Here is a 26,030-nt window from a genome sequence, read left to right as displayed (position 1 = left end):
AGGAAGCGAGAATGAACGAAGCCGTGGCGCCACCGCTGGGCGGTGTTCTGGAAACCGGCCTTTACGTCGAGGACCTCGACCGCGCGCGCCGCTTCTATGAGGGGGTGATGGGACTGCGGCCGATGTTCGTGGATGGCCGGCTGGCCGCCTATCCCGCCGCGCCGGGCAGCGTGCTGCTGTTGTTCCGGCAGGGCACCACCGATGCGCCGGCCCATCTGCCCGGCGGCACCATCCCTGGCCATGACGGCCAGGGCCGGCTGCATTACGCCCTGGCCGTGGCGGCGGAGCATCTGGATGCCTGGGCCGAGCGGCTGGCGGCGCATGGCGTGCCTCTGGAAGGGCGGGTCGATTGGCCGAAGGGCAGCCGCAGCCTGTATTTCCGCGACCCGGACGGCCATCTAGTGGAGTTGGCGACGCCCGGGCTCTGGAAGAACTACTGAGCGCCCAGCATCCCCGCCTCGGCCGCGCAGGCGGCCAGGCTGAGCCGCGCCAGCATCTCCGGGATCTCGCCCGCCGGGCAGGGTCGGCTGAACAGGTAGCCCTGGGCCTCGGCGCAGCCCTTGCGGGCGAGGGCCCGGAACTGTTCCTCGGTTTCCACCCCTTCGGCCGTGGTGCGCATGTCGAGCCCCTGGCACAGCCCGGCCACCGCGCGGATGATGGCATCGCTCTGCTGGGTCTGGCCCAGGTCGCGGGTGAAGCAGCGGTCGATCTTGACCTTGTCGAAGGGGAAGCGCTGCAGATAGCTCAGTGATGAATAGCCGGTGCCGAAATCATCCATGGCGATGCGCACGCCAAGGGCCTTCAACCGGTGCAGCGTGGTCAGGGTCGCGTCCGTGTCCTGCAGCATCACCGTTTCCGTGATCTCCAGCTCCAGCCGGCCCGGATCCAGGCCCGCCGCCGCCAGCGCCCGTGCCACGGCATCCACCAGGCCGCGGCTGGCGAATTGCGCCGGCGACAGGTTGACCGCGATGGTGGTGTCGCCGGGCCACCGCGCGGCGTGGGCGCAGGCCTGCTCCAGCACCCACTCGCCCAGCGGGATGATCAGCCCGATCTCCTCGGCCAGGGGAATGAAATGGTCCGGCGGCACCAGGCCCTGCTGCGGATGGTTCCAGCGCAGCAGCGCCTCCAGCCCGGTGACGCGGCGGGAGCGGACCTCCACGATGGGCTGGAAGAACAACTCGAATTCGCGCGCCACCAGGGCGCGGCGCAGGTCCATCTCCAGCCGGCGCCGGGCCTGCATCCGCGCATCCATCTCCGGCTCGAAGAAGCAGAGCCGGCCGCGGCCATCGGCCTTGGCGCGGTACAGCGCCATGTCGCCGTTCTTCAGCAGCGTGTCGGCTCCCTCCCCATCCGCCGGCGCGAGGGAGATGCCGAGGCTCGTGCCGATCACCACCTGATGACCCTCCAGCTCAAAGGGCTGCGACATCACCTCGATCAGGCGGCGGGCCAGCCTGGTGGCCTCCGCCGGCTGCCGCACCCGGGACTGGATGATGGCGAATTCGTCGCCACCCAGGCGGGCAACGGTGTCGATCTCGCGCAGTTCCTCCCGCAGCCGCCCGGCCACTGCGCGCAGCAGCGCATCGCCCAGCGAGTGCCCCAGGCTGTCATTCACTTCCTTGAAGCGGTCCAGGTCGAGGCAGTGCACGGCGAAGCCTTCGCCGCGCTGGGCGCGGGCGATGCTGTCCTCCAGGCGGTTGCGGAACAGCGCGCGGTTGGGCAGGCCGGTCAGCGCGTCATGATGGGCGATATAGGCGATGCGCGCTTCCGCTTCCCGCTGGTCGGTGACGTCGATGATGGCGCCGGTGACGCCGGCGGCGCGCCCCCTCTGGTCATAGGCGAAGCGGAGCCGGGCCTCGAAATGGCGCATCTCGCCATCCGGGCGGCGGATCCGGTAGTCCACGGTCAGGCCCGGGGCGCGGTTGCCGATGGCGATCCGGCTCAGCTCCTCCAGGCGCACGCGGTCCTCCCGCAGCACCGGCCCGAACCATTCGGCGGCGGTGATCACCTCGTTCCCTGGCGGCAGGCCGTACATGGCGCGGGTCTCGGCGCCGCATTGCACGCGGCCGGAGGCGAAGTCGTGCTGGAAGCTGCCGATGCGGCCGACTTCCAGCGTCAGGCGCAGCAGGCTTTCGCTGGCATGCTGCCTTGCCATCGCCTCATGGCCGGCCGTGACATCCTGGACAATGGCGACGCACCGCGCCGGCCGCCCATCCGGGTGCCGCGCCAGGATCGCGACGCTCAGCCGCGCCCAGACCACCCGGCCATCCGGGTGCAGGTAGCGCTTCTCCGCCTCGCGGAAGCGGCCGGTGCGCGCGCCGTCCCGCCACAAGGCCCGGTCCGCGGCCTGGTCATCCGGATGCACCACATGGGAGGGGCTCATGCCGCTGAGCAGGTCCTCGGCCCTGCGCCCGGTCATCTCGCAGAAGCGGCGGTTCACGCGCTGGAAGCACCCGGTGGCCATGTCCAGCACGGCGAAGCCCGCGGTGTCGCTGTTGAACAGGGCGTCAAAGGCCGACGGCCCGGCATCCGCGCCGGGATGCGCGGCGGCGAAACCCGTGGCGGGCGGCCACGCGCCGCCGATCGCAACGGCAGCGCCGGCCAGGGAACAGAAACTCGGGGTTCTGGGCATGGCGGGTTCCCTCGGGACGCCGCCATTTCGCCCCGCCATGGTTACCGAAAAGATAATATCGGCCCGGATTGGTGCCGCGGCATGCGGATCCTGCACAAACGCGCATGGGAAAGATCAGGCGCGGGGGCGCCGATCCCCTTGGGACAGCCTGCCTTTCGGGGGCATCCGGAACCATCCGGCGCCGCCGCAGAATCCTGGCAGGCGGGTGAATGTTCAGTAGCGGGCAGGCTCCTGCGCGACCGCGTGCTTAACAGAAGCAGGCTTGTCCTCTCGGTTTCGCGAGGATAGACGTGGCAGCCAGCTTCTAGTCGCAAATATTGCACTGGATGCCCACGAGAAACGACCTACGGGGCTAAAGCCAATGCCAAACGAACTGCCGACATCCCTCGAATCATACTTCCTTGGACTCATCAATGACTCCCGCTCTAAGGCGGGCGTTAAGCCTTTGTCTTTCGATGGGGAATTGCTCTATTCGGCAGGCCAGCACAGTGACTGGATGGTGGCGAAGGACGTGTTCTCGCATACCGGTGCGAATGGCAGCTCGGCGGGTGACCGCATGAAGGCCGCCGGCTATGGCGCAACCGCCTGGGGCGAGAACATCGCCTATATTGGTGGCTCGCGCGCCGCCACGCTCGATGAGTCGGACGTCCAGCAACTCCATACCAACCTGATGAACTCCTCGGGCCATCGGGCCAACCTGCTGAACCCGAACTTCACCGAAGTAGGTATCGGCCTCACTCAGGGCGACTACAAGGGCCGCCCGGCCATCTTCGTGACCGAGAATTTCGGCCGCCCGAATGCTTCCGAGGCGGCGGAGCCGGACAGCCTCGGCGCCGTCGTGCCCAGCCCGGTCCCGACGCCCGCGCCTACCCCGGCGCCTGCCCCTGCCCCTGCCCCGACTCCGGTCGAGTCGCACGCCGGCGTCACGGCCCTGGAAACCTATTTCCTGAAGCTGGTGAATGCTTCCCGCGCCGATGCCGGCCTCAAGCCCTTCTCCTTCGATGCCGAGCTGGTCGAGGCGGCGGGCCAGCACAGCGAATGGATGGTGGCGCAGGACGTGTTCTCCCACAGGGGCGCGAACGGCAGCAGCCCGTCCGAGCGGGTGACCGATGCCGGCTATGGCTGGACCGCCACGGGGGAAAACATCGCCTATATCGGCGGCTCGCGCGCCGCCACGCTCGATGAGGCGGATGTCGAGCAGCTGCATGCCAACCTGATGAATTCCTCCGGTCACCGGGCGAACATCCTGAGCTCGAAATTCACCGAGATCGGCATCGGCCTGGAGCAGGGCGACTACAATGGCCGCCCCGCCATCTTCGTGACCGAGAATTTCGGCCGCCCGAATGCTTCCGAGGCGCTCGAAACGGATGGCTGGTTCATCTGAGCCAACCAGGCGCGGCCGCCGGTTGCGGCCGGCCGCGCCAACCTTTCCTGTTATCGCCATCATCCATCAGGCCGTGTTGGCCGGTGGCGCGATGCGGGCCATCGCCACCGGCACGAGCCAATCCGGGCAAGGCCGCTTTCCCGGCCGGAGCGGGAAGGGGCGCCGTCTACGGCCGCCTGCGTTTCCCCGCTCCTCGCGCCACGGCACGAGGCTTGACGCGGCAGTCATATCCATCAAGCTCGATCCATGGAAAAGGACGCCGCCCTGGCCTGCTTTGGCGCCGTGTCGCAGGCAACGCGTCCGGAAACCTTCCGCCTGCTGGCGCGGCACGGAGCGGATGGCCTGCCCGCCGGAAAAATCGCCCGCCGGCTCGATATGCCCCAGAACACCCTTTCCACGCATCTGGCCGCACCCAGCCGCGCCGGGCTGCTGCGCCCGGCGCGGCTGGACCATTCCGTCCTTTATCGGGCCGACCTGGACCGCCTGCGCGGAATGATGCTGTTTCCCGCCAAGGAAGGCCGCGACGGGCATGCCGACCCTTGCGCGCGTCCGATCGCCGCCCCTACGCCCTGCCGCCCGACCGGAAAGGCTGTCCAATGACGGTTGATGTCTTGATCTATCACAATCCGGCCTGCGGCACGTCGCGCAACACATTGGCGATGATCCGCGATGCGGGCATCGAGCCACGCATCGTCGAATACCTGAAGGCGCCGCCATCGCGGGAGGAACTCGCCGGCCTCCTTGGGCGCATGGGCATCGGCCCTCGCGGCCTGCTGCGCCAGAAGGGCACGCCCTATGCGGAGCTGGGCCTCGACAACCCGGCCCTGGGCGACGACCAGCTGCTCGACGCCATGATGGCGCATCCCGTCCTCATCAACCGCCCAATCGTGGTGACGCCGCTCGGGGCGAGGCTGTGCAGGCCGCCCGAGACGGTGCTGGACATCCTGCCCGCCCCGCAACAGCAGCCATCATGACGAAGCGTGGCGGGGCAGCCGATGGTGGGCGCCGCCACCACGCGGCCTGAGCGCAGCCCGCCTTCCATTCCCTCACCTCCGCCCGCGCCGCCATTCCCTGGCTGCGAAGCCGCACCGCGCCCGCCGCCCGAAAGACCACGCCGACATGCTGGCCCTGGCCATCTTCCTCGCCACCCTCATCCTTGTCATCTGGCAGCCGCGCGGCTTCGGCATCGGCTGGTCCGCCATGGGCGGCGCCACCCTCGCCCTGCTGAGCGGGGTCATCGGCTGGGCGGATGTGCCGGTGGTCTGGGGGATCGTCTGGGACGCGACCTTCACCTTCATCGGCCTCATCATCATCTCGCTGCTGCTGGATGAGGCGGGGTTCTTCCAGTGGGCGGCGCTGCATGTGGCGCGATGGGGCGGCGGAAAGGGGCGGCGGCTGTTCCCGCTGGTTGTTCTGCTGGGCGCGGTGATCGCCGCCTTCTTCGCCAATGACGGCGCGGCCATGCTGCTGACACCCATCGTCATGGCCATCCTGCTGCGGCTGGACTTCCCGGCCGGCGCCACGCTGGCCTTCATCGTCGCCACGGGCTTCGTCGCGGATACCACCAGCCTGCCGCTGGTCATCTCCAACCTGGTGAACATCGTCTCGGCCAACTACTTCGGCATCACCTTCAACCGCTATGCCGCGGTGATGGTGCCGGTGAACCTGGTGGCGCTGGCGGCGACGCTGGGCGTGCTGTGGGCCTATTACGGCCGCCAGATTCCGGCGGGCTACTCCCTCCACCAGCTTGAGGAGCCGCGGGCGGCGATCCGGGACCACCTGGTGTTCCGCGCGGCCTTCCCGCTGCTGGCGGTCCTGTTGCTGGCCTATTTTGTCCTGGCGCCCCTCGGCGTGCCGGTGGCGGCCGTGACGGGCGCCGCGGCGCTGGTCCTGCTGGCGCTCGCCGGGCGCTGGCACCGGGGCGGCCGGGGCGGGGTTGTTCCGGTCCGCCTGGTGCTGGCCGGGGCGCCCTGGCAGATCGTCATCTTCTCGCTCGGCATGTATCTCGTGGTCTATGGCCTGCGGAATGCGGGGCTCACCGACCATCTGGAGCAGGCGCTGGTCTGGCTCGCCGGCCATGGCCCCTGGGTGGCCACCATCGGCACCGGCTTCGGGGCGGCGCTGCTGTCCTCGGTGATGAACAACCTGCCGGGCGTGCTGATCGGCGCCCTGGCGATCGAGCAGGCGCAGGGCATCCCGCCCGCCATCCGCGAAGCCATGATCTATGCCAACGTGATCGGCTGCGACCTCGGTCCCAAATTCACGCCGATCGGCAGCCTCGCCACCCTGCTCTGGCTGCATGTCCTGGCCAGCAAGGGCACCACCATCACCTGGGGGCAGTACATGAAGGTCGGGCTGGTCATCACCCCGCCCGTGCTGCTCGTGGTGCTGGCCGCGCTGGTGCTGTGGCTGCCGGTGGTGGCCATGCCGTGACAGGGGCGGCGGCAACGCAACCGTCACTGGGCCGGTTCGCGCGTCCGCGCCATGGTTCGCCCCATGGTTCGCGGAAAGCGGACGGCATGACCGCCCCCCGCGGCGCACAGAACAAGGCCCTAGCATCCCGATGCAAGCACCCCTGCTTTCCCCCGCCACGCCGGACCCGGCGGATGCCCCGCGCGAGGTGGCATTCATGGAGATCCTGCTGGTGTTCCTGCGCCTCGGGCTCACCTCCTTCGGCGGGCCGGTCGCGCATCTCGGCTATTTCCGGGAAGAATTCGTCGCCCGGCGGCGTTGGGTCGACGAGAAGGGCTATGCCGACCTCGTGGCACTCGGCCAGTTTCTTCCGGGGCCCGCCAGCAGCCAGGTCGGCTTCGCGCTGGGTGTGCTGAAGGGCGGCCTGCCCGGGGGCCTGGCGGCCTGGCTGGGCTTCACCCTGCCATCGGCCATCATCATGCTGCTGGCCGCCTATGGCGTGGATGCGCTGACTGGCGGGCTGGGCTCGGGCCTCGTGCATGGCCTGAAGCTTGTCGCCGTGGCAGTGGTGGCGCAGGCGGTGTGGGGCATGGCGGCCAGCCTGTGTCCCGAACGCGCCAGGGCCACCCTGGCCCTGTCGACCACCGCAATCCTTCTGGCGCTGCCCTTTGCCTGGGCGCAGATGGCGGTGATCCTGTTCGGGGCGGCCATCGGGCTGGCCTTGTATCGGGATACCGGCCACCGGCCGGAAAGCGATGCCGTCCTGCCTGTCCGGGTGCCTCGGGCCGCCGCCACCGCCGCGCTTGTCGCGTTTCCGGTTTTTCTCGCCGGATTGCCGCTGCTGGCCGCGCTGACCGGCTCCCATGCCGTCGCCACGGCGGAAGCCTTCTACCGGGCCGGTTCCCTGGTGTTTGGCGGCGGCCATGTTGTTCTGCCCTTGCTGGAGCGCGCCATGGTGCCGCCCGGCTGGATTTCCGCCGATGGCTTCCTGGCCGGCTATGGCGTGGCGCAGGCCCTTCCCGGCCCGCTTTTCACCTTCGCGGCGTTTCTGGGCGCCGCCCAGTCGCTCTGGCCCAACGGGATCGCCGGCGGCCTGCTGGCCCTGCTGGGCGTGTCCCTGCCCGGCCTTCTGCTGATGTATGGCGCGCTGCCCTTCTGGGATGCGCTGCGCCGGCGCCCGGCGGCGCGGGCCGCCCTGGCGGGCGTCAACGCGGCCGTGGTCGGCATCCTGCTGGCGGCGCTGTACGATCCGATCTGGACCTCGTCGGTGCGGTCGGGCCTCGACTTCGCCGTGGTGCTGCTGGCCTTCGGCGCCCTGGTGCTGTGGCGGCTTCCCGCCTGGCTGGTCGTGGCATCGACGATGCTGGCCGGAACGGCCGTGGCCACCCTCGCGGGCGCCGGATGACCGCCAGGGGCGTGCCTCCTGCGATCTTCGGAGCCAGGGCCACGGCCGGCCACTCTGTGCCGGCCGTGCCCATGGGGCGCATCACGCGGCGGCGGGCGGCTCCGCCGGCGGCACGCTGCCGGGCCGCGGGTCGATCGGCACCTTCAGGCTGAGGCCGCTTGCCCGCTCGAACAGCGCGGCCGCCTGGAGCGCGACCTCGTCCCGCCGGGGCGGCGCCACCACCTGCAGCCCGACAGGGCGGCCATGCTGGTCGAAGCCGCAGGGAACCGCCACGGCCGGGCATCCCGCCAGGGTAATGGCGGCGTTGATCATCGAGCCGGCCATGTAGTTCTCGAGCTTCACGCCGGCGATGCTGTCCGGGTTGCGCAGCATCACGTCAAAGGCCGGCGTGGTCGCGCCCGGCGTGATGAAGACGTCATAGCGCGTGAACAGCGCGGCCATGCGGCGGTAGAAGGCGGCGCGCTCGCGATCGGCCCAGGCGAGCTGGCTCGGCGTCGCCGCTAGGCCGCGCTCGGTGTTCCAGATGATGTCGGGCTTGAGAAGATCGCGATGCGTCGCGAGTTGCGCTTCACGGTCCACCACGAAGGACTGGCTGCGCAGGATCAGGAAGGCCTCGCCCAGTTCGCCGAGATCGGGCGCGAACTCCTCCACCACGCAGCCCATCGCCTCGAAGGCGCGCACGGCCTCCGCGCAGAGTTCGCGGGTTTCCCGGTCCACGGGAAGCTGGCCGTTGAAATCGGCGGTGAAGGCGATGCGCTTCGGGCGCTCGGCCTCGGCCGCCGCCACGGCCGCGGCATAGGAGCGGGCCGGCGCGTCATAGGTCAGCGGGTCGAGCGGGCACCATCCCGCCATGGTGTCGAGGAACAGCGCCAGGTCCGGCACGTTCCGCGCCATCGGGCCTTCCACCGACAGCGGGGAGAACAGGTTGTTCACCGTCCCCCGCGTCACCCGCCCGGGCGAAGGGCGCAGCCCCACCACCCCGCAATAGGTGGCGGGCCGGCGCAGGCTGCCGCCATGGTCGCTGCCATGGGACAGCCAGGCCTCGCCGGTCGCCAGCGCCACGGCGCCGCCGCCCGTGCTGCCGCCGCAGGTCAGCGCGGTGTTCCAGGGGTTGCGGGTGCGGCCGAACACCTCGTTGAAGGTGGAGCCGCCAGCGCCGAATTCCGGCGTGTTGGACTTGGCGATGACCACGCCGCCATGCGCCTCGATGCGCCGCACCAGCGGGTGCGACTCCTGCGGGACATGGTCCTTGAAGATGGGCGAGCCATAGGTGGTGCGGACGCCGGCCACATCCGTCAGGTCCTTGATGGTCACCGGCAGCCCGGCCAGCCATCCGACCTGGTCCGCAAGCTCTTCCCCCTGCCCCGCCATCAGCCGCTTCGCATGGTCGCGCGCGCGGTCGAGGCAAAGGGTGGGCAGGGCGTTCACCTCCGGCTCGACCGCCGCGATGCGCGCTTCCGCCGCATCAATGAGCTCGAGCGGCGACACCTCGCGGCGGCGCAGGCGGGTGACGGCTTCGGTCGCCGTCAGGCGGATCAGATCGTCATGCATGGGCCGAGCTTGCCATCGCGCCGGCCCCTGCAACAGATGCAAAGGCCGCCCCGCCGCTCAGGCCGCCCGATCGCCGGTGACACGCCAGATCACGTCGCCCACATCGTCGGCCATCAGCACGGCGCCATCGGGGCCAAGCGTCACGCCCACCGGACGCCCATAGGATGCCCGCTCATCCGGTGACAGGAAGCCGGACAGGATGTCGCGCGGCGGCCCGTCCGGGCGGCCATCGGCGAAAGGCACGAAGATCAGCTTGTAGCCGCTCAGCGTGCTGCGGTTCCAGGAACCGTGCTGGCCGATGGCCATGCCCTCGGGGAAGCCGGGCAGCGTGCCGGCCGGCAGCCAGCAAAGCCCCAGCGACGCGGTGTGCCCGCCCAGCGCGTAGTCCGGGGTGATCGCCCGCGCCACGGCGGCCGGGTCCTGCGGCACCCGGTCATCCACGGTCTGCCCCCAGTAGCAGTAGGGCCAGCCATAGAAGCCGCCATCCCGCACGGAGGTGAGGTAGTCCGGCGGCGTTTCGTCGCCCAGCCCGTCCCGCTCATTGACCACCGTCCAGAGAGCGCCGCTGCGCGGCTCCCACGCCATGCCCACGGCGTTGCGCAGGCCATCGGCGAAGATGCGGCTCCGGCCGGTGGCGAGGTCCAGCTCATGGATGGCGGCGCGCCCTTCCTCGGCCTCCATCCCCTGATCGCCGATGTTGCTGAGGGAGCCGACACCCGCGTAAAGCTTCCGCCCGTCGGGACTGACCAGCAGGCTGCGGGTCCAGTGCCCGCCCGGCTTGAACTCCACCAGCTTCCGCCCCGGCGCGGTGATGCGGGTCGCCCCTTCCTCATAGGGGAAGGCCACCACGCCATCCGTGTTGCCGACATAGAAGGTGTCGCCCACCAGGGCCATGCCGAAGGGCTGGTTCAGCCCTTCCAGGAACACCTCCCGGATCTCCGCCACGCCATCGCCATCGGCGTCGCGCAGCAGGGTGATCCGGTTGGCGCTGACGCCCATCGCGGCCGCGCGCTTCATGGTGCTGACCATGGCATAGTCGAAGATCGACCTGGCGCGCCGGGGCACGCTGGAGGCCTCGGCGACCAGCACGTCACCATTGGGCAGCACATGGATCCAGCGGGGATGCTGCAGGCCGGCGGCGAAGGCGTTGACCTTCAGCCCGGGCGCCGCGACCGGCTTCCGCCCGCCGCTCCATCCCGTGGCCGTCGGCATCTTCAGGGTGGGAATGCTGCCCTGCGGCTTGGCCGGCGGAATGGCCGGCGCGCTGCCCCAAGCGGGCTCCGGCGTGCCCCCGGCCATCCGCCGCGACACCACCGTTGCCGCGCCGACCAGCGCCACGATCCGCGCAAAAATACCTGACACGCTCAAGACCCTGCTCCTCCTGGACGCGCGCACGCTAGCCGACGCGCCCATGGCTGGAAATCGGCCATGTCGGAACGCAGCCATGGCGCCACCTGCGGGGAACGGGCCGGAGCGGGGCGCCCCTCCCCATGAATGAAGGACGCCACACGGCTTTCGGTTTGATGCCGGATCATTCTTCCCTGGCAGGCGCCCTGAAGCTCGTGTAGGCTGCGCGGGTCGCGTGCCCCAGGCCATGACCGACACTGCAAGGGCCAACAGGGGAGAGTGCCCCGCGCGCAGCTTTTCGGTGCCGTGAGAGCACCGGATGCCACATGCACGATACGTTGCGGGCAACGCTGAACCCGGTCCCCCTCCAGCGCCAGCCTTGGGTGCGGTGCAATTGCTGCAAGCCTGAAGGTCCATTCTCATGGCACAGGAATCCTGCCGCTCCATGCGGCGACCTGCCTCGCGCGCATTCTTCCTTGCCGCGACCGCCAGCGCCGGCCTCCTGGCCGGCGATGCGCTGGCCTGCCCGCTAGGGGGCCATGACAGCCCGCGGGCGCGCCTGCTGCACGCCCTGGAACAGCGGGAACGGCATGCCGGCCATGGCCCAGTCCTCGCCCAGGCGCCACGGCAGCCCGAGCCATCGCAACAGCTGCAACAAGCCCCGCCATCCGGGCAGCCGGCCCGCAGCGAGATCGGCATCTATGCGCGCGACCTGCCGCATGGCGCCGCCGCGCCCCGCAGCGAGGCCCGCCCGCCCCTGCTCCCGACGCTTGGGCGTCTGACCTATCCCGCCGGCACGGCGAACCCGGAGGCGCAGGACTATTTCGACCAGGGCTACCGGTTGGGCTGGGCCTTCAACCATGCGGAAGCGGCCCGCGCCTTCCGCGTGGCGCAGGCGCTGGACCCGTCCTGCGCCATGTGCTTCTGGGGCGAGGCCTGGGTTCTCGGCCCGCACATCAACTATCCGATGGATGCCGATGCCAACCGGCGCGCCCTGATCGTGCTGGAGGAAGCGCAACGCCTGTCCCCATGGGGAAGCGCGATCCACACGGCCATGATCGATGCCCTGGCACGGCGCTACTCCGCCGATCCGTCGGCCGACCGCAAGGCCCTGGACCAGGCCTATGCCGATGCGATGGAAGCCCTCCAGGCGCGCTTCCCCGAGGACCCGGACATTGCCCTGCTCACCGCCGACGCCTTGATGAATCTGAGCCCATGGGATTACTGGGCCGATGGCGGGCAATCGCCCAAGGGCGCGACGGAACGCATGCTGGCCCTGCTGGAAGGCGTGCTGGGCACGCGGCAGCTGGGCGCGCTGGCGGCGAAGCCCGACCATCCCGGCGCGATCCATCTCTACATCCATGCGGTGGAGGCCTCGGACAAGCCCGAGCGCGCCGCTTCGCACGCGGCGCGGCTGGCGGCGCTGATGCCCGGCGCGGGGCATCTGGTGCATATGCCGAGCCATATCTGGTACCGGCTGGGCCGGTGGCGGGACAGCCTGGATGCCAATCTCCGCGCCGCCGCCGCCGATGAGGCGATGCTGCGGCATGACGGCAGCAGCCTTCTCTACAATGAAGGCTATTACGCCCACAACGTGCACTTCATCCTGGCCTCGGCCATGATGGGCGGCGATGGCGGCACCGCCATATCCGCCGCGGGAAAGCTCGCCGCCCTGGTTTCCGAACGCGCGCAGCGGGAAGTGCCCTGGACGCAGCCCATCGCGGCGGCACCCTTTGTCGCGCATGCGCGCTTCTCGCAGCCCGATGCCGTTCTCGCATTGCCCAGCCCCGGCAGCCACTTCCCCTACGTGCTGGCGCATTGGCATTATGCGCGCGGGGTCGCATTCGCGCGCCAGGGACATGCCGCGGAAGCACAGGCCGAAGCGAAGGCCATCGGGGAAATGATCGCGACCCCCGACATCCAGGCCCTTCCCGCAGGCGGGGTGCCGGGGCCCGATGTTCTCGCCATCGCGCAGCACATCATCCAGGCGCGCATGGCGCAGCAGGCGGGCGACCATGCCAGGGCGGCCGACCTGTTCGCGGCCGCGGCCGGCATCCAGGACAGCCTGCCCTATATGGAGCCGCCCTTCTGGTACTACCCGGTGCATCAATCACTCGGCGCGGCGCTGCTGGCGGCGGGACGGGCCGAGGAGGCGCAGGCCGCGTTCCGCGCGGCCACCCAGCGGTCGCCCAACAATGGCTGGGCCGCCGCCGGGCTCCTGAAGGCAGCCGAGGCGCGGGGCGACGCGGCGGGCGCCGCGGAAGCGCGGGGCCTGCTGGAGAAGAACTGGTTCGGAGGGGAAGCGCCGCCTCTTGAGCAACTCTGACCCAGCCCCGCGCGGCTCCTGATGACGGGCGGGATCGCGGCAGAACCGGGAAACGGCGAGGCCCGGCATGGCGATGCCGGGCTGCGCGATGTCCACCTGTTGCGGGGCGCCGATCCGCGGATCATCGCCCGCCTCGCGGCCGGGGCGCGCTGGCGCACCGCGAAGCCCGGCGAGCTGATCCTGGATTTCGGCGATCCGTCGGGGGAAGTGTTCTTCATCCTTGGCGGCGCAGTGCAGGTTCTGCTGCGCACCTCCGAAGGCAAGGAATTCCTGTTCGGCGAGATCCAGGAAGGCGGCTGCTTCGGCGAGCTTTCCGCGATCGACGGGCAAGCGCGTTCGGCCAATGTCACGGCGCGAACCGCCGCCCGGCTCTGCATCGTGACGGGCTCCGCCTTCCTCGATGCGGTGTTCGCGTCGCCGCCGCTTTGCCTCAACCTCCTGCGTCTTCTGACGCAGCGGCTGCGGGAAAACGGGGAGCGCCTGCTGGAAATCGCGACGCTTCCCATACGCCAGCGCCTGGCCCTCACGCTGTGCCGCCTCGCCCGCCCCCGCAAGGGATCGATGGAGATGATGATCATCAGCCCGCCGCTGACGCACCAGGTGCTGGCCATTCTGATCGGCGCCAGGCGGGAAGCGGTGTCGCGCGAAATGGCCGACATGGCGGCGCAGGGAATGATCGAAACCACGCGCAGCGCCATTGTTATCCTGCGCCCCGACCTGCTCAGGAAGCCGCCGGGCCTGCCCGGCCGCCGGAACAAGGGCGCGGCAGCTTCCTGACCGGCCACGGGGATGCACGTCCTGTGCGATTCGGCACTTCGCCCGGCCTCCCGTCATGAAATTCTTCCTTCAGCAGACATCAACGTCTGCGACGAAAAAATCGAGGAAGTGTCATGATGATCCGTGGTTCCGTTTCCGCCCTGTTCGGCATCGCCGGCGCCTGGTTGGTGGCCGTCGCGCCCGTTTCCCAGGCTTCGGCGCAGCAGCCCGCCATCACCGTGCTGAGCCAGGGCGAGAACTTCGCTATCGAATACGGTCCAGGCCACAGCTTCAACCTGCTGGGCGGGGCGGCGGTTCGCAGCGTGACCGGCGGCGAGGGAGGAAGCATCGCCTATTCCGACGGCAGGGCGATGCAGTCCCCCATGCTGACCAACATCACCGGGCAGGGCGAGAACCAGCAGATCGTTTATTCCGCGCCGGTGGTCCCGGATGTGCTTCTGGCGGGTTCGCGCCAGCCCGCCGGGCTTGTAGAAACTGCGAGCGCGGCGGACCGGGCGGGGCGCTGAGACCGCGGGACGCCGCCGGACCTGACCCGCATGCCGCACGCGACGGCAGCAGGCCAGCCACCAATGGGCGGCGGATGCGCAGCCGCCCGCCAAGGGCGCCCTGGAGCTGGGATGTCACAAAAGGTGCCCCAGCTCCCTGGCCATGGCGACCGCCTCGTCCACGCCCATGGCCCCACCCTCGGCCCAGGCCTTCTGGAAGCGCTCCGGGCCAAGGATGGAGAGCGCGTCCCGCATCTCCGCCTCCTGCTCGGCACGCACCGCCGGCCACAGCGCCAGCGTGCCGCCCTGCTGGGCTGCCACCGCGGCCGCGGAAAGCTGAACGGCCTGCTCCACCCTGCCGGCCTGCCGCAACAGGGAGGACAGGTCCTGCAGACATTCGGCGATCCGGTCCCGCGATCCCACATCGCGGAAGGTCAGGAGGCTTTGGCTGAACATCGCGGCAGCCGCCGCATGCTGTCCTTCCGCCAGGGCAACGCCTCCCAGCCCTGCCTGGGCCAGCCCGACGCCCCATTTGTCCGCCACCTGCCGGCTCAGGGCCATGGCCTGCTGGCAAAGCGCCCGCGCGCGGGCATGGTCGCCTTCCCGCAGGGCCACCTTCGCGAGATAGCCGAGGGCCCGGCCGGTTCCCCAGACATCACCCAGTTCCTGCTGCGCATCGAGGGTCCTCCGGTAGAGCTCCGCCGCCCTGGCGTAATGGCACCGGAAATCCTCGGCCACAGCGAGGTTGAAAAGGGAGCGGGCGATACCGCGCCTGTCGCCGGAGGATAGCCGCAGCGAAAGGCTTTCCTCCAGCAACTCGACACCGGAATCGAGTTCGCCCAGCCATTGCTTCACCAGCCCCAGATGGCTGAGCGCCCAGGCCAGCCCTTCCCTGTCCCCAAGGACGCGCCAGAGCGTGGCAGCTTCTTCCAGCAGCTTTTCGGCGCGGGGAAAGTCGCCCAGCATGCGGGCCAGCGATCCGTCACAGGTCAGCAGCCTGGCGCGGAGCGGCGGCACGTCGGGCGGGCACAGGGCGCAGGCCATCTGGATCCAGCGGCTGCCTTCGCGGAGATAGGCGCGCCGGAACCAGAACACCCAAAGCGCACACGCCATCCTGATGCCGGTTGGCGCATCCCCTCCCTCACCGAACAACCGCGCCAGCGCGCCACGGAAATTGCCGTGCTCCTCGTCAAGGCGCCCCAGCCATTCCGACTGACGCGGGCCGCCGGCCTCCTTCTCGCCCTGTTCCGCGATCCGGAGGAAGTGGATCGCATGACAATGCAGGGCGCGGTCGAGTTCGCCCTGGGCTTCCAGTTGCTCCAGCCCGAATTCGCGGATCGTTTCCAGCATCTGAAAGCGCTTCTGCGCTCCCGGTGCCTCGATGCATTGGAGGAGGTTGCTTTCGACGAGCCATCCCAGGGCATCCAGAAAGGCGAAGCGCGACAGGCCTCCGGGGTGGGCGCCCGGATCGGTCTGCGCGCCGGGGCTTCGTTCAGCCGGCATCATGGCCGCGATCGCGGCGGCGGCCTCAACCGTGAAGCTGCCGACAAAAACGCTGAGCAGCCGGAACAGCGCCTGGTCCTCGGCGTGGAGCAGGCCATAGCTCCAGCCGATCGCCCCCCGCAGCGTGCGGTGGCGTTCCGGCGCGTCACGGGTGCCGCCGGTGAGGAGATCGAGCGAGCCATGCCGCTCATCGCGGGACAGATGGGCCAGCATCTCGCCAGGCGAAAGAATGTTCGCCCTTGCCGCCGCCAGCTCGATGGCGAGGGGCAGGCCATCCAGGCGCGCGCAGATCGCCACCACCGCCGAGAAATTGCCCGCGGTGATGGCGAAGCGCGACGCCGTCGCCTCGGCCCGCTCCGCGAACAGCGCGAGCGCCGGATAGCGGTGGAACGCGGCATGGTCCGGCAGCCCTTCCGCCGGCGGAAAGGCCGGCGGAAAGGAAAGCGGCGGAACGGGGTATTCATGTTCCCCCCGCAGCCGGAGCGCCGCGCGGCTGGTCACCAGGATCTTCAGCTGGGAACAGGATGCCAGCAGCCCGGCCACAAGCGGCGCCGCATCCAGAAGATGCTCGAAATTGTCGAGAACAAGCATCAGGCCGCGGTCACGCAGATAGCCGATCAGCACCTCCTCCAGCGGCATGCCGCCGGATTCCTGCAGTCCCAGCGCCCGCACGATGGTGGAAGCAACCAGCTCCGCATCGCTGACGGCGGCCAGGGCGACAAAGCATACGCCGTCACGGAACGCGCCGCTTTCCTTCCGCGCGACGGCGATCGCAAGCCGCGTCTTGCCCACGCCCGCCGGGCCGACAAGGCTGACAAGGCCGTTCTCCGGCCGCAGAAGAAGGTCGTGGAGTTCCGCCAGCTGCGTTTCGCGCCCCAGCAGGGAGCTCCGCTCCAGCGGAAGATTGAAGCGCCGCACATCGAGCGCCCGCAAGGGCGGGAACTCCGTGGCGAGGCCTTCGGCCAGAAGCTGGAACAGCCGGTCGGTGCCCGACAGGTCGCGCAGCTGGAACTCGCCAAGCGGCTTCAGGCCAAATCCCGGCGGCAGGCGTCCTTCCACCGCCTGGGCCACCTTGTCCGAGACAAGGATCTGGCCGCCATGTCCGGCCTCGCACAGGCGCGCCGCGCGGTGCACGTCGAGGCCCACATAGGTTTCGTCCGGCGAGCGCGGGCCCCGCCTGAAATGACCCACATGGATTCCGGCCCGGACCCGCACCTCGCAGCCGCCGGGCCATGCCTGCCCCGCCAGCGCATGCTGGCACCTGGCCGCCGCCGCCATTGCGTCAAGCGGATCGTTCCGGAACACCGCGAAGCAGGAATCGCCCTGGGTGTCGATCACCCTGCCATGATGCGCCGCGTAGATGCTGCGGAACAACGACCCCAGCGCATCGAGGAGCTGGCCATAGGCTTCATCGCCCACGCTGCGCAACAGGCGTGTCGATCCCTCGATATCCGTGAAGAGGAGCGTGACCTGGACAAGACCGGGGGCGCCCATTCCACGGCAGGTCCCTGTTCATCAGCGTGTCGGGGCAGGTTCGATTTAACCTTACAAGACACCATAGCCACGTCATAATATACCGACAACGTAATAAAATTCCACGCGCAGAAGCAGGCCTCATTCCCCGCAACTCATGTTGAAGGAGCTTGAGAATGGCCGGATGCAGAACGCTGCCAGATCCTTGCGAGACACCTGAGGCGGACCCGCCAAGTCGCGAGGAAAGCGAGAACGTCAAGGTTGTCGGGCAGTTCATCGACACCGTCTGGAACACGGAATGGTCCGACGAGGACACCGCCACCATGCTGGCCGAGCGCAGCCGGGGCAATGCCGCCTTTGTTCCCCGCGCGATCGAGGACGGCCTGAGCACCCTGCGGAACCCAGGATCGGTCCGCCACCGGCGCGATCGAGCGGGAAAGCCCATCAAATCCTCCGGGCCGGATGACTACAGGACATGCGTCAACGCGGTTCACATGGTGGCGCAGGATCTCCGCATCGAGGTCCTGGACATGATCACCTGCGACAACATCGTCGTTGTGCAGATGTTTCTCCGCGGCACGGATCGCCGGGCCGATGGCCGGAAGGATCTGCCGGGCGCGTTCGGTACGCTGCCGCCGACGGGCCAGCGCTTCCGCATGCAGACATCCGTGCTTTTCCAGCTTCATGGCGGCAGGATCATCCGCGACAAGCTCGTCTACGGCGCGCCGCTGATCTACGAAACGTCCTGACCGGCCGCGTTCCAGCGGCGGGAAGATCGCCGGCGGTCCCATGCCCAAGGGCGGGCATGGGACCGCAAGCATGGCGGAATGCGCTTCAGCGCAGCGCGAGGGGCCGCAGGGCCGTGCCCGCCACGGTGCCGCGGATCGCGTTCGTCGTGGCGACATAGGCGAACTCATAGACCTGGTCGGCGCTGAGCCGCTCAAGATTGTGGAACTCGCCGATATGCACGCCCTGCTGCACGAGCAGATACACATGCACGGGGTTGAAGCTGCCGCCGACCGCCTCGGAATCCGCGGGGCGCGGCGGCAGGCATTCCAGGCCGGACGTGTCGGAGGCGACCATCATCGCGCCTTTCTGTTCCACCAGCCAGCGCGCCGCCGCCAGGCCGATCCCCGCCGTGTCGTACTGGCCGATCGTGGCGTGGTCGGCGCCGCTTTCGCCCCAGAAGCGCGCCGTCCCGGTGCGGATCAGCACCACCGTTCTGGGCGTGACATCGACCCGCTGCGCCTGAAGCGCGGCTTCGAGATCCGCCACCGTGATCTCGTAGTTGGAGGGCAGAGCCTCCACCCCCTTCTGCCGTGCCACGTCGATCATCACGCCGCGGGCCACGATGGGCGGGATGGTGGTGACATCGGCCTTGCGCACGCCGAAATCGCCCGTCCATTCGTCCGAACGGAAGCCATTGTACCAATGGTTGTCCTCGCCATGCGCCCCAGCCTTTTCCCTGCGTCCAGCGCTTCATGCCGGCATCCTGCGCCTGGACAGGCGCCGCCGCGGCGAGAACGGCAACGCCAAGCCCTGCCGCGAGAAGTAGGCGACCGATCCGCTTCATGGTGATTCCTCCGGTTTTTGGAAAAGCCGATTGTTCCGGCCTCGCTTCATTCAAGAGGAATGCGGAAGGGCAGGGCAAGCGCGGCGTTCAGGGCTCGGCCAGCGACGGAAGGGCATGGGCAGCCAGGCGGCGCAACGGCACCACATGCGCGTAAGCGGCCCGCCGGACCAGGGACGTGAACGCCGCCGTCCGGGCGAGCGGCCGAGGATGGCGCTTGGAGGCCCCGGCTCCACGCCGATCCGGCTTGCGGCTGGCCGACAATGTGGCACCTTGCAACCCATGGCTCCACGCAACACACAGGCCCTGGGCAAGGCGGCACGGCACGCCGCCATCCTGGAGGCGCTTTCAACCGATCCCACGGTCCGCATCAGCACCCTGGCAGAGGATTTCGGCGTGTCCACCGAAACGGTGCGGCGCGACATCGAGACCTTGTCGGCCCGCGGCATGGTGCGCCGGACCTATGGCGGCGCCTCGGTTTCCCACCCGGCCAGCCAGCCGCGCCTGTCGGAGCGCGAACGGCTGCTGGTGGCCGAGCGTGCCCGCATCGGCCAGGCCGGCGCCGCGCTGGTGGAGGAGGGCATGGTGGTGATGCTGGATGCCGGCAGCACCACAACCCATTTCGCCCGTGCCCTGGCGGCGCGCGGCGTCCGCGCCACCTTGCTGACCAACAGCCTCGATGCGGCCCTCGCCGCCGGGGCGTGCGAGGCGCTGCGGGTGCTGGTGGCGCCCGGCGAGCTGAGCGTGGTGGAGCGTGGCCTTTACGGGCCGGAAACGGCGGCCTTCCTGCGCCGCTTCCATGTGGACATGGCGGTGATCGGCGCTTCCGGCCTGACCGAGGAAGGCCCCTGCGAAGCCGAAAGTCGCGCCGCCTGGGTGAAGCGCGCCATGCTGGAGCGGGCGCCGCGCCGGCTGCTGCTGGTGGATTCCTCCAAGTTCGGCCGGGTGTTTCTGGAACGGATCTGCCCGCCGGAGCAGATCACCGACCTGGTGACGGAAGCCCACCCGCCGGTGCCGCTGGCTGCCGCCCTGGGGCGGCACGGCCTGCGGTTGATTGTCTCAGAAATGCAAAAACATGTTTGACCTGCCACACAAGAAAGTGGCAATCGCAACATATATATGACACAAGAATCGCCCCGGCCCCGTCCGCTCGCCACCGCCCCCGCATCCCAGCTCGCCGCGCTGCGCTGGGTGCTGACCGATATCGACGACACCCTGACCCTGGATGGGCGCCTGCCCGCCGCCACCTATGCCGCTCTGGAAGCGCTGCACCGGGCCGGCATCGCGGTGGTGCCCGTCACCGGCCGCCCGGCCGGCTGGTGCGACGCCATCGCGCGCCACTGGCCGGTGGCCGCCGTGGTGGGGGAGAATGGCGCGCTCTGGTACGCGCTGGACCATGGCGCCCGCCGCATGCTGCGCTGGCAGGCGCAGCCGGAGGCCGAGCGGCTGGCCAACCAGGCGCGGCTGCATGCCCTGGCGGCCGAGGCGCTGCGCGCCGTGCCGGGCAGCGCCATCGCCGCCGACCAGCCCTTCCGCCTGTTCGACGTCGCGGTGGATTTCTGCGAGGACGCCGGCCCGCTCGGCTTCGACGCGGCGGAACGGATCGCCGATGTGTTCCGCGCCGGCGGGGCGGAAGCCAAGGTTTCCTCCATCCACGTCAATGCCTGGATTGGCGGCTGGGACAAGCGTGCCGGCATCGAGGCACTGTTCGACGCCCGCTTCCAGCCCTTCAACAGCGTGCGGGACGCGGTCGCCTTCGCTGGCGACAGCGCCAATGACGCGCCGCTTTTCGCCGCCGTCGCCTGTTCGGTCGGCGTGGCCAATGTCGCGCCTTTCCTGGCCGGCATGGCGACGCCGCCCGCCTACATCACCCGCGCCGAAGGCGGTGCGGGGTTCGCTGAGTTCGCCGACGCGCTGCTGAAGGCGCGGGGCGCCATTCCGGAGGAGAACGCCGCATGAAGACCCTGTTCCTCGCTGGCACCGCACTGGCCCTAGGCCTGGGCGCCATGGCCACCAAGCCGGCCGCCGCCCAGGCGGCGGACTGCGCCTTCCGCGGCGCGCTGGACGAAGCCTATTGCGACGCCAACCGCGACATGGTGGCCGATGCGCCGACCGACGCGTCCAAGCTGCGCGACCCTTCCACCATCGTCTTCACCTATACCCCGGTGGAAGACCCGGCGCTTTACGCCAGCCAGTTCAAGCCCTTCCTGGATTACCTGTCGCAATGCACCGGCAAGCGCGCCGTGTATTTCCAGGTGACCTCCAACGCGGCGCAGGTCGAGGCGATGCGCTCCGGCCGCCTGCATGTGGCGGGCTTCTCCACCGGCCCGACGGCCTTCGCCGTCAATCTGGCCGGCGCCGTGCCCTTCGCCGTGAAGGGCAATGCGGATGGCTTCGAGAGCTACAAGGTCGTCATGCTGGTGAAGGCGGACAGCCCCTACAAGACGCTGGCGGACCTGAAGGGCAAGCGGGTGGCGCACACCTCCGCCACCTCCAACTCCGGCAACCTGGCGCCGCGCGCCTTCTTCCCTGGCCTGGGGCTGAAGCCGGAGGAGGACTATCAGGTGGTCTATTCCGGCGGCCATGACCGCAGCGTGATGGGTGTCAATGCCGGCGACTACGATGCCGCGCCGGTGGCCTCCGATGTCTGGACCCGCATGGCGGCGCGCGGCCAGGTGAAGCGCGAGAATTTCCGCGTGATCTGGGAAAGCGAGCCCTTCCCCACCAGCGGCTTCGCCGTCGCCAGCGACCTGAAGCCGGAACTGTCCCAGAAGATCCGCCAGTGCTTCCTGGACTACCGCTTCCCCGAGCAGATGGCCAAGGACCTGGGCGGCAATGACCGCTTCTGGCCCGCGACCTATGCGGAGCAGTGGGCCCCTGTGCGCGCCGTCGCCGATGCGGTGAACGCCCCCTACAACCGCGCGGCCTTCGATGCCGAGAGCCGGCGTGAGCTGGAGGCCGAGGCGCGCAAGAAGGCCCAGGCGCAGCAGCCCGCCGCCCCCACCCATGTCGCACCCACCGGCGCCACGCCGGCCCCGGCGCGCTAAACGGAAAAAGCCAGGATGTCTGCCACCATGACCGCTGCGCCCCGCGCCGCCGCGCCGGCCTCCGGCACCGTGCTCCAGATCAAGGGGCTGGTGAAGGAATATGCCGCCGGCAAGCCGGTGCTGAAGGGCATCGACGTCGCCGTGCCGGCCGAGGGGATCACCGCCATCATCGGCCCCTCCGGCACCGGCAAGTCGACGCTGATCCGCTGCATCAACCGCCTGGTGGAGCCGACCAGCGGCTCCATCACCCTGCATGGCGCGGAGCTGACCGGCCTGCGCGGGCGGGAGCTGCGGCTGGCGCGCCGGCGCATCGGCATGGTGTTCCAGGAATACAACCTGGTGGAGCGCCTGACGGTGATGGAGAACGTGCTGAGCGGAAGGCTCGGCTACGTTCCCCTTTGGCGCGCCTGGCTGCGCAAGTACCCCGAGGAGGACATCCAGCGCGCCTTCATGCTGCTGGATGCCGTCGGCCTGCCGGAGCACGCGACGCGGCGCGCCGACGCACTCTCCGGCGGTCAGCGCCAGCGCGTGGGCATCGCCCGCGCGCTGATGCAGCGCCCCGAGATCCTGCTGGCCGATGAGCCCACCTCCTCCCTCGACCCCCGCACGGCGGTCGAGGTGCTGGAGCTGCTGACACGGCTGACGGCGGCAGAGGGCGTGCCTGTCATCATCAACATCCACAACGTCGATCTCGCCAAGCGCTTCGCCCGCCGCATCATCGGCATGTCCGGCGGCAGCGTGATCTTCGACGGCCCGCCAGAGGAGCTGGAGCAGCACCACCTGCGCGCCATCTATGGCGGCGAGGACTGGCTGTGAGCGCCACCACCTCCCAACCCCGCCGGCTCGCCTTCGCCCCCAACTGGGCGATGCGCGCGGCGCTGCTGGTGCTGGCAATCTATACCGTCTGGGCCAGCACCCGCCTCGGCCTGACCTGGGACCGCGTTGTCCATGGCATGGGCGAAGGCGGCCGCCTGCTCGCCCGCATGGTGCCGCCGAATTTCGAGCGCTGGCAGTTGCTGCTGGAAGGCCTGCTGGAAAGCCTGCAGATCGCGGTGCTGGCCTCGGCCATCGGCATCCTGATCTCGCTGCCGCTCGGCGTGCTGGCGGCGCGCAACCTTTCGCCGCTCTGGATCGCCGGGCCGGTGCGCGCGGTGATCGCGGTCTGCCGCTCCCTGCACTACGTCATCGTCGCCATTCTCTTCGTGAAGGCCATCGGCTTCGGCGCGCTGGCGGGCACGGCGGCGCTGGTGGTGGCCTCCGTCGGCTTCATCGCCAAGCTTTTCGCCGAAGCCATCGAGGAAATCTCGATGAAGCAGGTGGAAGCCATCCGCGCCACCGGCGCGGGCGTGATGAAGGTGCTGGCCTATGCGGTGCTGCCGCAGGTCTCCTCCCGCTTCATCGGCTTCTGCCTCTACCAGCTCGACAGCAACCTGCGGAACTCCACGCTGGTGGGCATCGTCGGCGCCGGCGGCATCGGCGGCACGCTTTTCGCGGCCTTCAAGCGCTTCGACTATGACTTCGTGGCGGCCATCCTGCTCGCCATCATCGCCCTCATCTTCCTGGCCGAGATCATCTCCGGCCGTGTCCGGGCCGCCCTGCGATGAACAGCATCACTCATGACCCCGTGGCGCCGCTGCGGCGCGAATGGCAGCGCCACACGCCGGCTCAGCGCATCTCCCGTTGGCTGGTCTGGCTGGTCTGCGTCGCCGCCGTGGTCTGGGCCATCCGCAGCATCGACATCATCCCGGAATTCCTGGCCGATGCGCCGGAACAGATGGGCGACATGCTGGTGCGGATGTGGCCGCCCGACCTGTCGCACTACTACCCCGAAGTGCACAACGCGCTGATCGAGACGCTGCATATCGCGACGCTGGGCACCGTCTTCTGCTTCGTGCTGGCCGTGCCGCTGGCGCTGCTGGCGGCGCGCAACATCTGCACCATCCGGCCGCTGAACGCGCTGGCGCAGCTCGGGCTGGTGGCCTCGCGCTCGGTCAATTCGCTGGTCTGGGCGCTGCTCTTCGTGGCGATCTTCGGCCCCGGCGCGGCGGCGGGCGTCTTCGCCATCGCCTTCCGCTCGGTGGGCTTCGTGGGCAAGCTGCTGGCCGAGGCGCTGGAGGAAGCCAATCCCGGCCCGCGGGAAGCGCTGCGCGCCGCCGGCGCCCCCTGGGGCGCGGAAATGCTGAAGGGCGTCTGGCCGCAGGTGCAGCCGGCCTTCTGGGGCATCGCGCTTTTCCGCTGGGACATCAATGTGCGTGAAAGCGCGGTGCTGGGCCTGGTCGGCGCCGGCGGCATCGGCCTCGTGCTCGACGACGCCATCAACTTCTTCCAGTGGGAGCGCGTTTCCACCGTGCTGCTGGCCATCCTGGTGGTGGTGCTGCTGGCCGAGATCGTGGTGAACCGCATCCGCACGAGGCTAATCTGATGCGCGAGACCGTGGACCTGCTGGTGATCGGTGGCGGCGCCAATGGCGCCGGCATCGCGCGGGATGCGGCGGGGCGCGGCCTTTCCGTGCTGCTGGTGGAGCGTGGCGACCTTGGCGGCGCCACCTCCTCCGCCTCGTCCAAGCTGGTGCATGGTGGGCTGCGCTACCTGGAGCATTACGAGTTCCGGCTGGTCCGGGAAGCCCTGGCGGAGCGCGAGGTGCTGCTGCGCCTGGCGCCCCACATCGTCTGGCCCATGCGCTTCGTGCTGCCGCATGTGCCGGACATGCGGCCGCGCTGGATGCTGCGCGCCGGCCTCTTCCTCTACGACCACCTGGCCAAGCGCGTGACCCTGCCGGGCAGCGAATCGCTGGACTTCCGCCGCCACCCCTGGGGCGCGCCGCTGAACGGCCAGGCCACCCATGGCTTCGCCTATTCCGATGCCTGGGTGGAGGATGCACGGCTGGTGGTGCTGAACGCGCGGGATGCCGCCGCGCGCGGTGCCGAGATCCGCGTCCGCACCGCCTTCACCAGTGCCAAGCGCGCCGCCGATGGCTGGACCGTGACGATGACGGGTGAGGATGGCCGCGTGGAGACGGTGCGCGCCCGCGCCATCGCCAATGCCGCCGGTCCCTGGGTGATGCAGGCGCTGGAGGATACCGGCGTGCAGGCGCCCGACCGCATCCGGCTGGTGCGCGGCAGCCATATCGTGGTGCCCGCGCTCTATGAGGGCAGCCAGGCCTATATCCTGCAGAACGACGACCGCCGCGTGGTCTTCGTGATCCCCTATGAAGGGCGCTTCACGCTGATCGGCACCACCGACGTGCCGCACGACCCCGCCAGCGGCTCGCCACACTGCACGCCGGAGGAAGCGGCCTATCTCTGCCGTGCTGTTTCCCGCCAGTTCCGCAAGCCGGTGACGCCGGAGGACATCGTCTGGACCTATTCCGGCGTCCGCCCGCTGCATGACGACGGCGCCGAGAATCCCTCGGCCGTGACGCGCGACTATGTGCTGAAGATGGACCGCTCGGCGGCGCCGCTTCTCTCGGTCTTCGGCGGCAAGATCACCACCTTCCGCCGGCTGGCGGAGGATGCGGCGACGCAGCTCTGCGAGGCACTGGGCCAGCCCCGCCCCGCCTGGACCGCCAGCGCCGCCCTGCCCGGCGGCGACCTGGGCGGGCGGACGGTGGAAGCCTTCCTGGCCGAGGCCGCGAACCACTACCCGTTCCTGGAGCCGTCGCGGCTGCGCCGCCTGTTCCATTGCTATGGCGGGGAGCTGGATGCCGTGCTGGGCCATGCCCGGAGCGCCGCCGACCTCGGCGCGGAACTGGGCGGCGGCATCACAGAGCGCGAACTGGAATGGATGGTGCGGCAGGAATGGGTGCGCGCGCCGGAGGACGCGCTGTGGCGCCGCACCAAGCGCGGGCTGCACATGTCCGCGGCCGAGCGGGACAGCTTCGCCCAGGCGTTCGGCCGGGTCGCCCAGGCGGCCTGATTGGCGGGCATCGCCGGCTCCGCTGGCCTCCGCGTGCCGAGCGTTGGGCCGGCCCCCGCACTGGCGCTGGCCGCCCCCTTGGGCCAGACTGGGCTCCGGGTGCCTGTATCGACAGGCGGGACGTGGTGCAGGGAAAATGCTGGGCATGGGTGTGTTTGAGGCGATCCCGATGATCGCCACATCGGCATGGTCTGATTCCAACATGG

At 69.6% G+C, this 26,030-nt stretch carries 22 protein-coding genes; 17 read left to right on the top strand and 5 right to left on the bottom strand.

The window, feature by feature from the left end; all coding sequences use genetic code 11:
• Nucleotides 1–11: 11 nt before the first annotated feature.
• Complete coding sequence (locus F0Q34_RS15100) at nucleotides 12–440, top strand: VOC family protein (protein WP_149813064.1); 429 nt, start codon at nucleotides 12–14, stop codon at nucleotides 438–440.
• Here the strand turns inward: F0Q34_RS15100 and F0Q34_RS15095 are convergent.
• On the bottom strand, nucleotides 434–2,629 hold the full coding sequence (locus tag F0Q34_RS15095) for a putative bifunctional diguanylate cyclase/phosphodiesterase (protein ID WP_149813063.1): 2,196 nt from the start codon (nucleotides 2,627–2,629) through the stop codon (nucleotides 434–436). The genes F0Q34_RS15100 and F0Q34_RS15095 overlap by 7 nt on opposite strands.
• Nucleotides 2,630–2,990: 361 nt before the next feature.
• On the opposite strand from F0Q34_RS15095, the gene F0Q34_RS15090 reads away from it, so the two are divergent.
• The 5 genes from F0Q34_RS15090 to chrA all read left to right on the top strand — a co-directional run bounded on the left by F0Q34_RS15090 (nucleotide 2,991) and on the right by chrA (nucleotide 7,830).
• The gene (locus tag F0Q34_RS15090; RefSeq protein WP_149813062.1) at nucleotides 2,991–4,013 is read left to right on the top strand and encodes a CAP domain-containing protein; all 1,023 of its coding nucleotides are present in this window, start codon (nucleotides 2,991–2,993) and stop codon (nucleotides 4,011–4,013) included.
• A 246-nt stretch (nucleotides 4,014–4,259) separates the two neighbouring features.
• Nucleotides 4,260–4,613 carry an ArsR/SmtB family transcription factor gene (locus F0Q34_RS15085; RefSeq protein WP_149813061.1) on the top strand — a complete coding sequence of 118 codons (354 nt, stop codon included), beginning with the start codon at nucleotides 4,260–4,262 and terminating at the stop codon, nucleotides 4,611–4,613.
• Nucleotides 4,610–4,987, top strand: coding sequence for an arsenate reductase (glutaredoxin) (arsC, locus tag F0Q34_RS15080; protein ID WP_149813060.1), 378 nt, complete (start codon nucleotides 4,610–4,612; stop codon nucleotides 4,985–4,987). Before F0Q34_RS15085 ends, arsC begins: the two co-directional genes overlap by 4 nt.
• Nucleotides 4,988–5,132: 145 nt before the next feature.
• Nucleotides 5,133–6,446 carry an arsenic transporter gene (locus F0Q34_RS15075; protein WP_149813059.1) on the top strand — a complete coding sequence of 438 codons (1,314 nt, stop codon included), beginning with the start codon at nucleotides 5,133–5,135 and terminating at the stop codon, nucleotides 6,444–6,446.
• Between the two features lie 130 nt (nucleotides 6,447–6,576).
• Entirely contained in the window at nucleotides 6,577–7,830 is a 1,254-nt protein-coding gene (chrA, locus tag F0Q34_RS15070; protein WP_149813058.1) for a chromate efflux transporter, read from the top strand.
• A gap of 81 nt (nucleotides 7,831–7,911) precedes the next feature.
• Here chrA and F0Q34_RS15065 read toward each other — a convergent pair whose 3' ends face one another.
• Nucleotides 7,912–9,381, bottom strand: coding sequence for an amidase (locus tag F0Q34_RS15065; RefSeq protein WP_149813057.1), 1,470 nt, complete (start codon nucleotides 9,379–9,381; stop codon nucleotides 7,912–7,914).
• 57 nt (nucleotides 9,382–9,438) lie between these two features.
• The gene (locus F0Q34_RS15060; RefSeq protein WP_456316245.1) at nucleotides 9,439–10,743 is read right to left on the bottom strand and encodes a PQQ-dependent sugar dehydrogenase; all 1,305 of its coding nucleotides are present in this window, start codon (nucleotides 10,741–10,743) and stop codon (nucleotides 9,439–9,441) included.
• Nucleotides 10,744–11,173: 430 nt separating this feature from the next.
• Between F0Q34_RS15060 and F0Q34_RS15055 the strand changes: the two genes are divergently transcribed.
• From F0Q34_RS15055 to F0Q34_RS15045, 3 genes are all read left to right on the top strand, one after another.
• A complete protein-coding gene (locus F0Q34_RS15055) occupies nucleotides 11,174–13,054 on the top strand; it encodes a hypothetical protein (RefSeq protein WP_206668043.1) in 1,881 nt (626 codons plus the stop codon).
• 21 nt (nucleotides 13,055–13,075) lie between these two features.
• Nucleotides 13,076–13,831 carry a Crp/Fnr family transcriptional regulator gene (locus tag F0Q34_RS15050; RefSeq protein ID WP_149813055.1) on the top strand — a complete coding sequence of 252 codons (756 nt, stop codon included), beginning with the start codon at nucleotides 13,076–13,078 and terminating at the stop codon, nucleotides 13,829–13,831.
• Between the two features lie 113 nt (nucleotides 13,832–13,944).
• Nucleotides 13,945–14,337, top strand: coding sequence for a hypothetical protein (locus tag F0Q34_RS15045; RefSeq protein ID WP_149813054.1), 393 nt, complete (start codon nucleotides 13,945–13,947; stop codon nucleotides 14,335–14,337).
• Nucleotides 14,338–14,451: 114 nt separating this feature from the next.
• Here F0Q34_RS15045 and F0Q34_RS15040 read toward each other — a convergent pair whose 3' ends face one another.
• A complete protein-coding gene (locus F0Q34_RS15040; protein ID WP_149813053.1) occupies nucleotides 14,452–17,313 on the bottom strand; it encodes a tetratricopeptide repeat protein in 2,862 nt (953 codons plus the stop codon).
• Between the two features lie 155 nt (nucleotides 17,314–17,468).
• Between F0Q34_RS15040 and F0Q34_RS15035 the strand changes: the two genes are divergently transcribed.
• A complete protein-coding gene (locus F0Q34_RS15035; RefSeq protein WP_149813052.1) occupies nucleotides 17,469–18,041 on the top strand; it encodes an ester cyclase in 573 nt (190 codons plus the stop codon).
• 85 nt (nucleotides 18,042–18,126) lie between these two features.
• On the opposite strand, the gene F0Q34_RS15030 is transcribed toward F0Q34_RS15035, so the two are convergent.
• The gene (locus F0Q34_RS15030) at nucleotides 18,127–18,678 is read right to left on the bottom strand and encodes a cyclase family protein (protein ID WP_149813051.1); all 552 of its coding nucleotides are present in this window, start codon (nucleotides 18,676–18,678) and stop codon (nucleotides 18,127–18,129) included.
• Between the two features lie 466 nt (nucleotides 18,679–19,144).
• On the opposite strand from F0Q34_RS15030, the gene F0Q34_RS15025 reads away from it, so the two are divergent.
• Genes F0Q34_RS15025 through glpD form a run of 7 tightly spaced genes read left to right on the top strand, consistent with a single transcriptional unit; the run spans nucleotide 19,145 to nucleotide 25,824 of the window.
• Nucleotides 19,145–19,945, top strand: coding sequence for a DeoR/GlpR family DNA-binding transcription regulator (locus F0Q34_RS15025; protein WP_149813050.1), 801 nt, complete (start codon nucleotides 19,145–19,147; stop codon nucleotides 19,943–19,945).
• Nucleotides 19,946–19,981: 36 nt separating this feature from the next.
• On the top strand, nucleotides 19,982–20,821 hold the full coding sequence (locus tag F0Q34_RS15020) for an HAD family hydrolase (protein ID WP_174242057.1): 840 nt from the start codon (nucleotides 19,982–19,984) through the stop codon (nucleotides 20,819–20,821).
• Nucleotides 20,818–21,909: a phosphate/phosphite/phosphonate ABC transporter substrate-binding protein gene (gene phnD / locus F0Q34_RS15015; protein ID WP_149813048.1), complete on the top strand. Its 1,092-nt coding sequence runs from the start codon at nucleotides 20,818–20,820 to the stop codon at nucleotides 21,907–21,909. Before F0Q34_RS15020 ends, phnD begins: the two co-directional genes overlap by 4 nt.
• 27 nt (nucleotides 21,910–21,936) lie before the next feature.
• Nucleotides 21,937–22,725: a phosphonate ABC transporter ATP-binding protein gene (phnC, locus tag F0Q34_RS15010; protein ID WP_456316244.1), complete on the top strand. Its 789-nt coding sequence runs from the start codon at nucleotides 21,937–21,939 to the stop codon at nucleotides 22,723–22,725.
• Nucleotides 22,722–23,513, top strand: coding sequence for a phosphonate ABC transporter, permease protein PhnE (phnE, locus tag F0Q34_RS15005; RefSeq protein ID WP_174242056.1), 792 nt, complete (start codon nucleotides 22,722–22,724; stop codon nucleotides 23,511–23,513). Before phnC ends, phnE (F0Q34_RS15005) begins: the two co-directional genes overlap by 4 nt.
• Nucleotides 23,510–24,331: a phosphonate ABC transporter, permease protein PhnE gene (gene phnE, locus F0Q34_RS15000; RefSeq protein ID WP_149813045.1), complete on the top strand. Its 822-nt coding sequence runs from the start codon at nucleotides 23,510–23,512 to the stop codon at nucleotides 24,329–24,331. The genes phnE (F0Q34_RS15005) and phnE (F0Q34_RS15000) overlap by 4 nt, the downstream gene beginning before the upstream one ends.
• Nucleotides 24,331–25,824, top strand: coding sequence for a glycerol-3-phosphate dehydrogenase (gene glpD, locus F0Q34_RS14995; protein ID WP_149813044.1), 1,494 nt, complete (start codon nucleotides 24,331–24,333; stop codon nucleotides 25,822–25,824). Before phnE (F0Q34_RS15000) ends, glpD begins: the two co-directional genes overlap by 1 nt.
• The last annotated feature ends 206 nt before the right edge of the window (nucleotides 25,825–26,030 follow it).

Source organism: Teichococcus oryzae, assembly GCF_008386565.1.
GTDB lineage: Bacteria > Pseudomonadota > Alphaproteobacteria > Acetobacterales > Acetobacteraceae > Pseudoroseomonas > Pseudoroseomonas oryzae.
Note: the sequence above shows the minus strand (reverse complement) of the source record. Positions and strands in the feature narration are given on the sequence as shown.

Coding starts and splice junctions, on each gene's coding strand:
- F0Q34_RS15100 (WP_149813064.1), top strand. CDS start 12: ATGAACGAAGCCGTGGCGCCACCGCTGGGCGGTGTTCTGGAAACCGGC.
- F0Q34_RS15095 (WP_149813063.1), bottom strand. CDS start 2,629: ATGCCCAGAACCCCGAGTTTCTGTTCCCTGGCCGGCGCTGCCGTTGCG.
- F0Q34_RS15090 (WP_149813062.1), top strand. CDS start 2,991: ATGCCAAACGAACTGCCGACATCCCTCGAATCATACTTCCTTGGACTC.
- F0Q34_RS15085 (WP_149813061.1), top strand. CDS start 4,260: ATGGAAAAGGACGCCGCCCTGGCCTGCTTTGGCGCCGTGTCGCAGGCA.
- arsC (WP_149813060.1), top strand. CDS start 4,610: ATGACGGTTGATGTCTTGATCTATCACAATCCGGCCTGCGGCACGTCG.
- F0Q34_RS15075 (WP_149813059.1), top strand. CDS start 5,133: ATGCTGGCCCTGGCCATCTTCCTCGCCACCCTCATCCTTGTCATCTGG.
- chrA (WP_149813058.1), top strand. CDS start 6,577: ATGCAAGCACCCCTGCTTTCCCCCGCCACGCCGGACCCGGCGGATGCC.
- F0Q34_RS15065 (WP_149813057.1), bottom strand. CDS start 9,381: ATGCATGACGATCTGATCCGCCTGACGGCGACCGAAGCCGTCACCCGC.
- F0Q34_RS15055 (WP_206668043.1), top strand. CDS start 11,174: ATGCGGCGACCTGCCTCGCGCGCATTCTTCCTTGCCGCGACCGCCAGC.
- F0Q34_RS15050 (WP_149813055.1), top strand. CDS start 13,076: ATGACGGGCGGGATCGCGGCAGAACCGGGAAACGGCGAGGCCCGGCAT.
- F0Q34_RS15045 (WP_149813054.1), top strand. CDS start 13,945: ATGATGATCCGTGGTTCCGTTTCCGCCCTGTTCGGCATCGCCGGCGCC.
- F0Q34_RS15040 (WP_149813053.1), bottom strand. CDS start 17,313: ATGGGCGCCCCCGGTCTTGTCCAGGTCACGCTCCTCTTCACGGATATC.
- F0Q34_RS15035 (WP_149813052.1), top strand. CDS start 17,469: ATGGCCGGATGCAGAACGCTGCCAGATCCTTGCGAGACACCTGAGGCG.
- F0Q34_RS15025 (WP_149813050.1), top strand. CDS start 19,145: ATGGCTCCACGCAACACACAGGCCCTGGGCAAGGCGGCACGGCACGCC.
- F0Q34_RS15020 (WP_174242057.1), top strand. CDS start 19,982: ATGACACAAGAATCGCCCCGGCCCCGTCCGCTCGCCACCGCCCCCGCA.
- phnD (WP_149813048.1), top strand. CDS start 20,818: ATGAAGACCCTGTTCCTCGCTGGCACCGCACTGGCCCTAGGCCTGGGC.
- phnC (WP_456316244.1), top strand. CDS start 21,937: ATGACCGCTGCGCCCCGCGCCGCCGCGCCGGCCTCCGGCACCGTGCTC.
- phnE (WP_149813045.1), top strand. CDS start 23,510: ATGAACAGCATCACTCATGACCCCGTGGCGCCGCTGCGGCGCGAATGG.
- glpD (WP_149813044.1), top strand. CDS start 24,331: ATGCGCGAGACCGTGGACCTGCTGGTGATCGGTGGCGGCGCCAATGGC.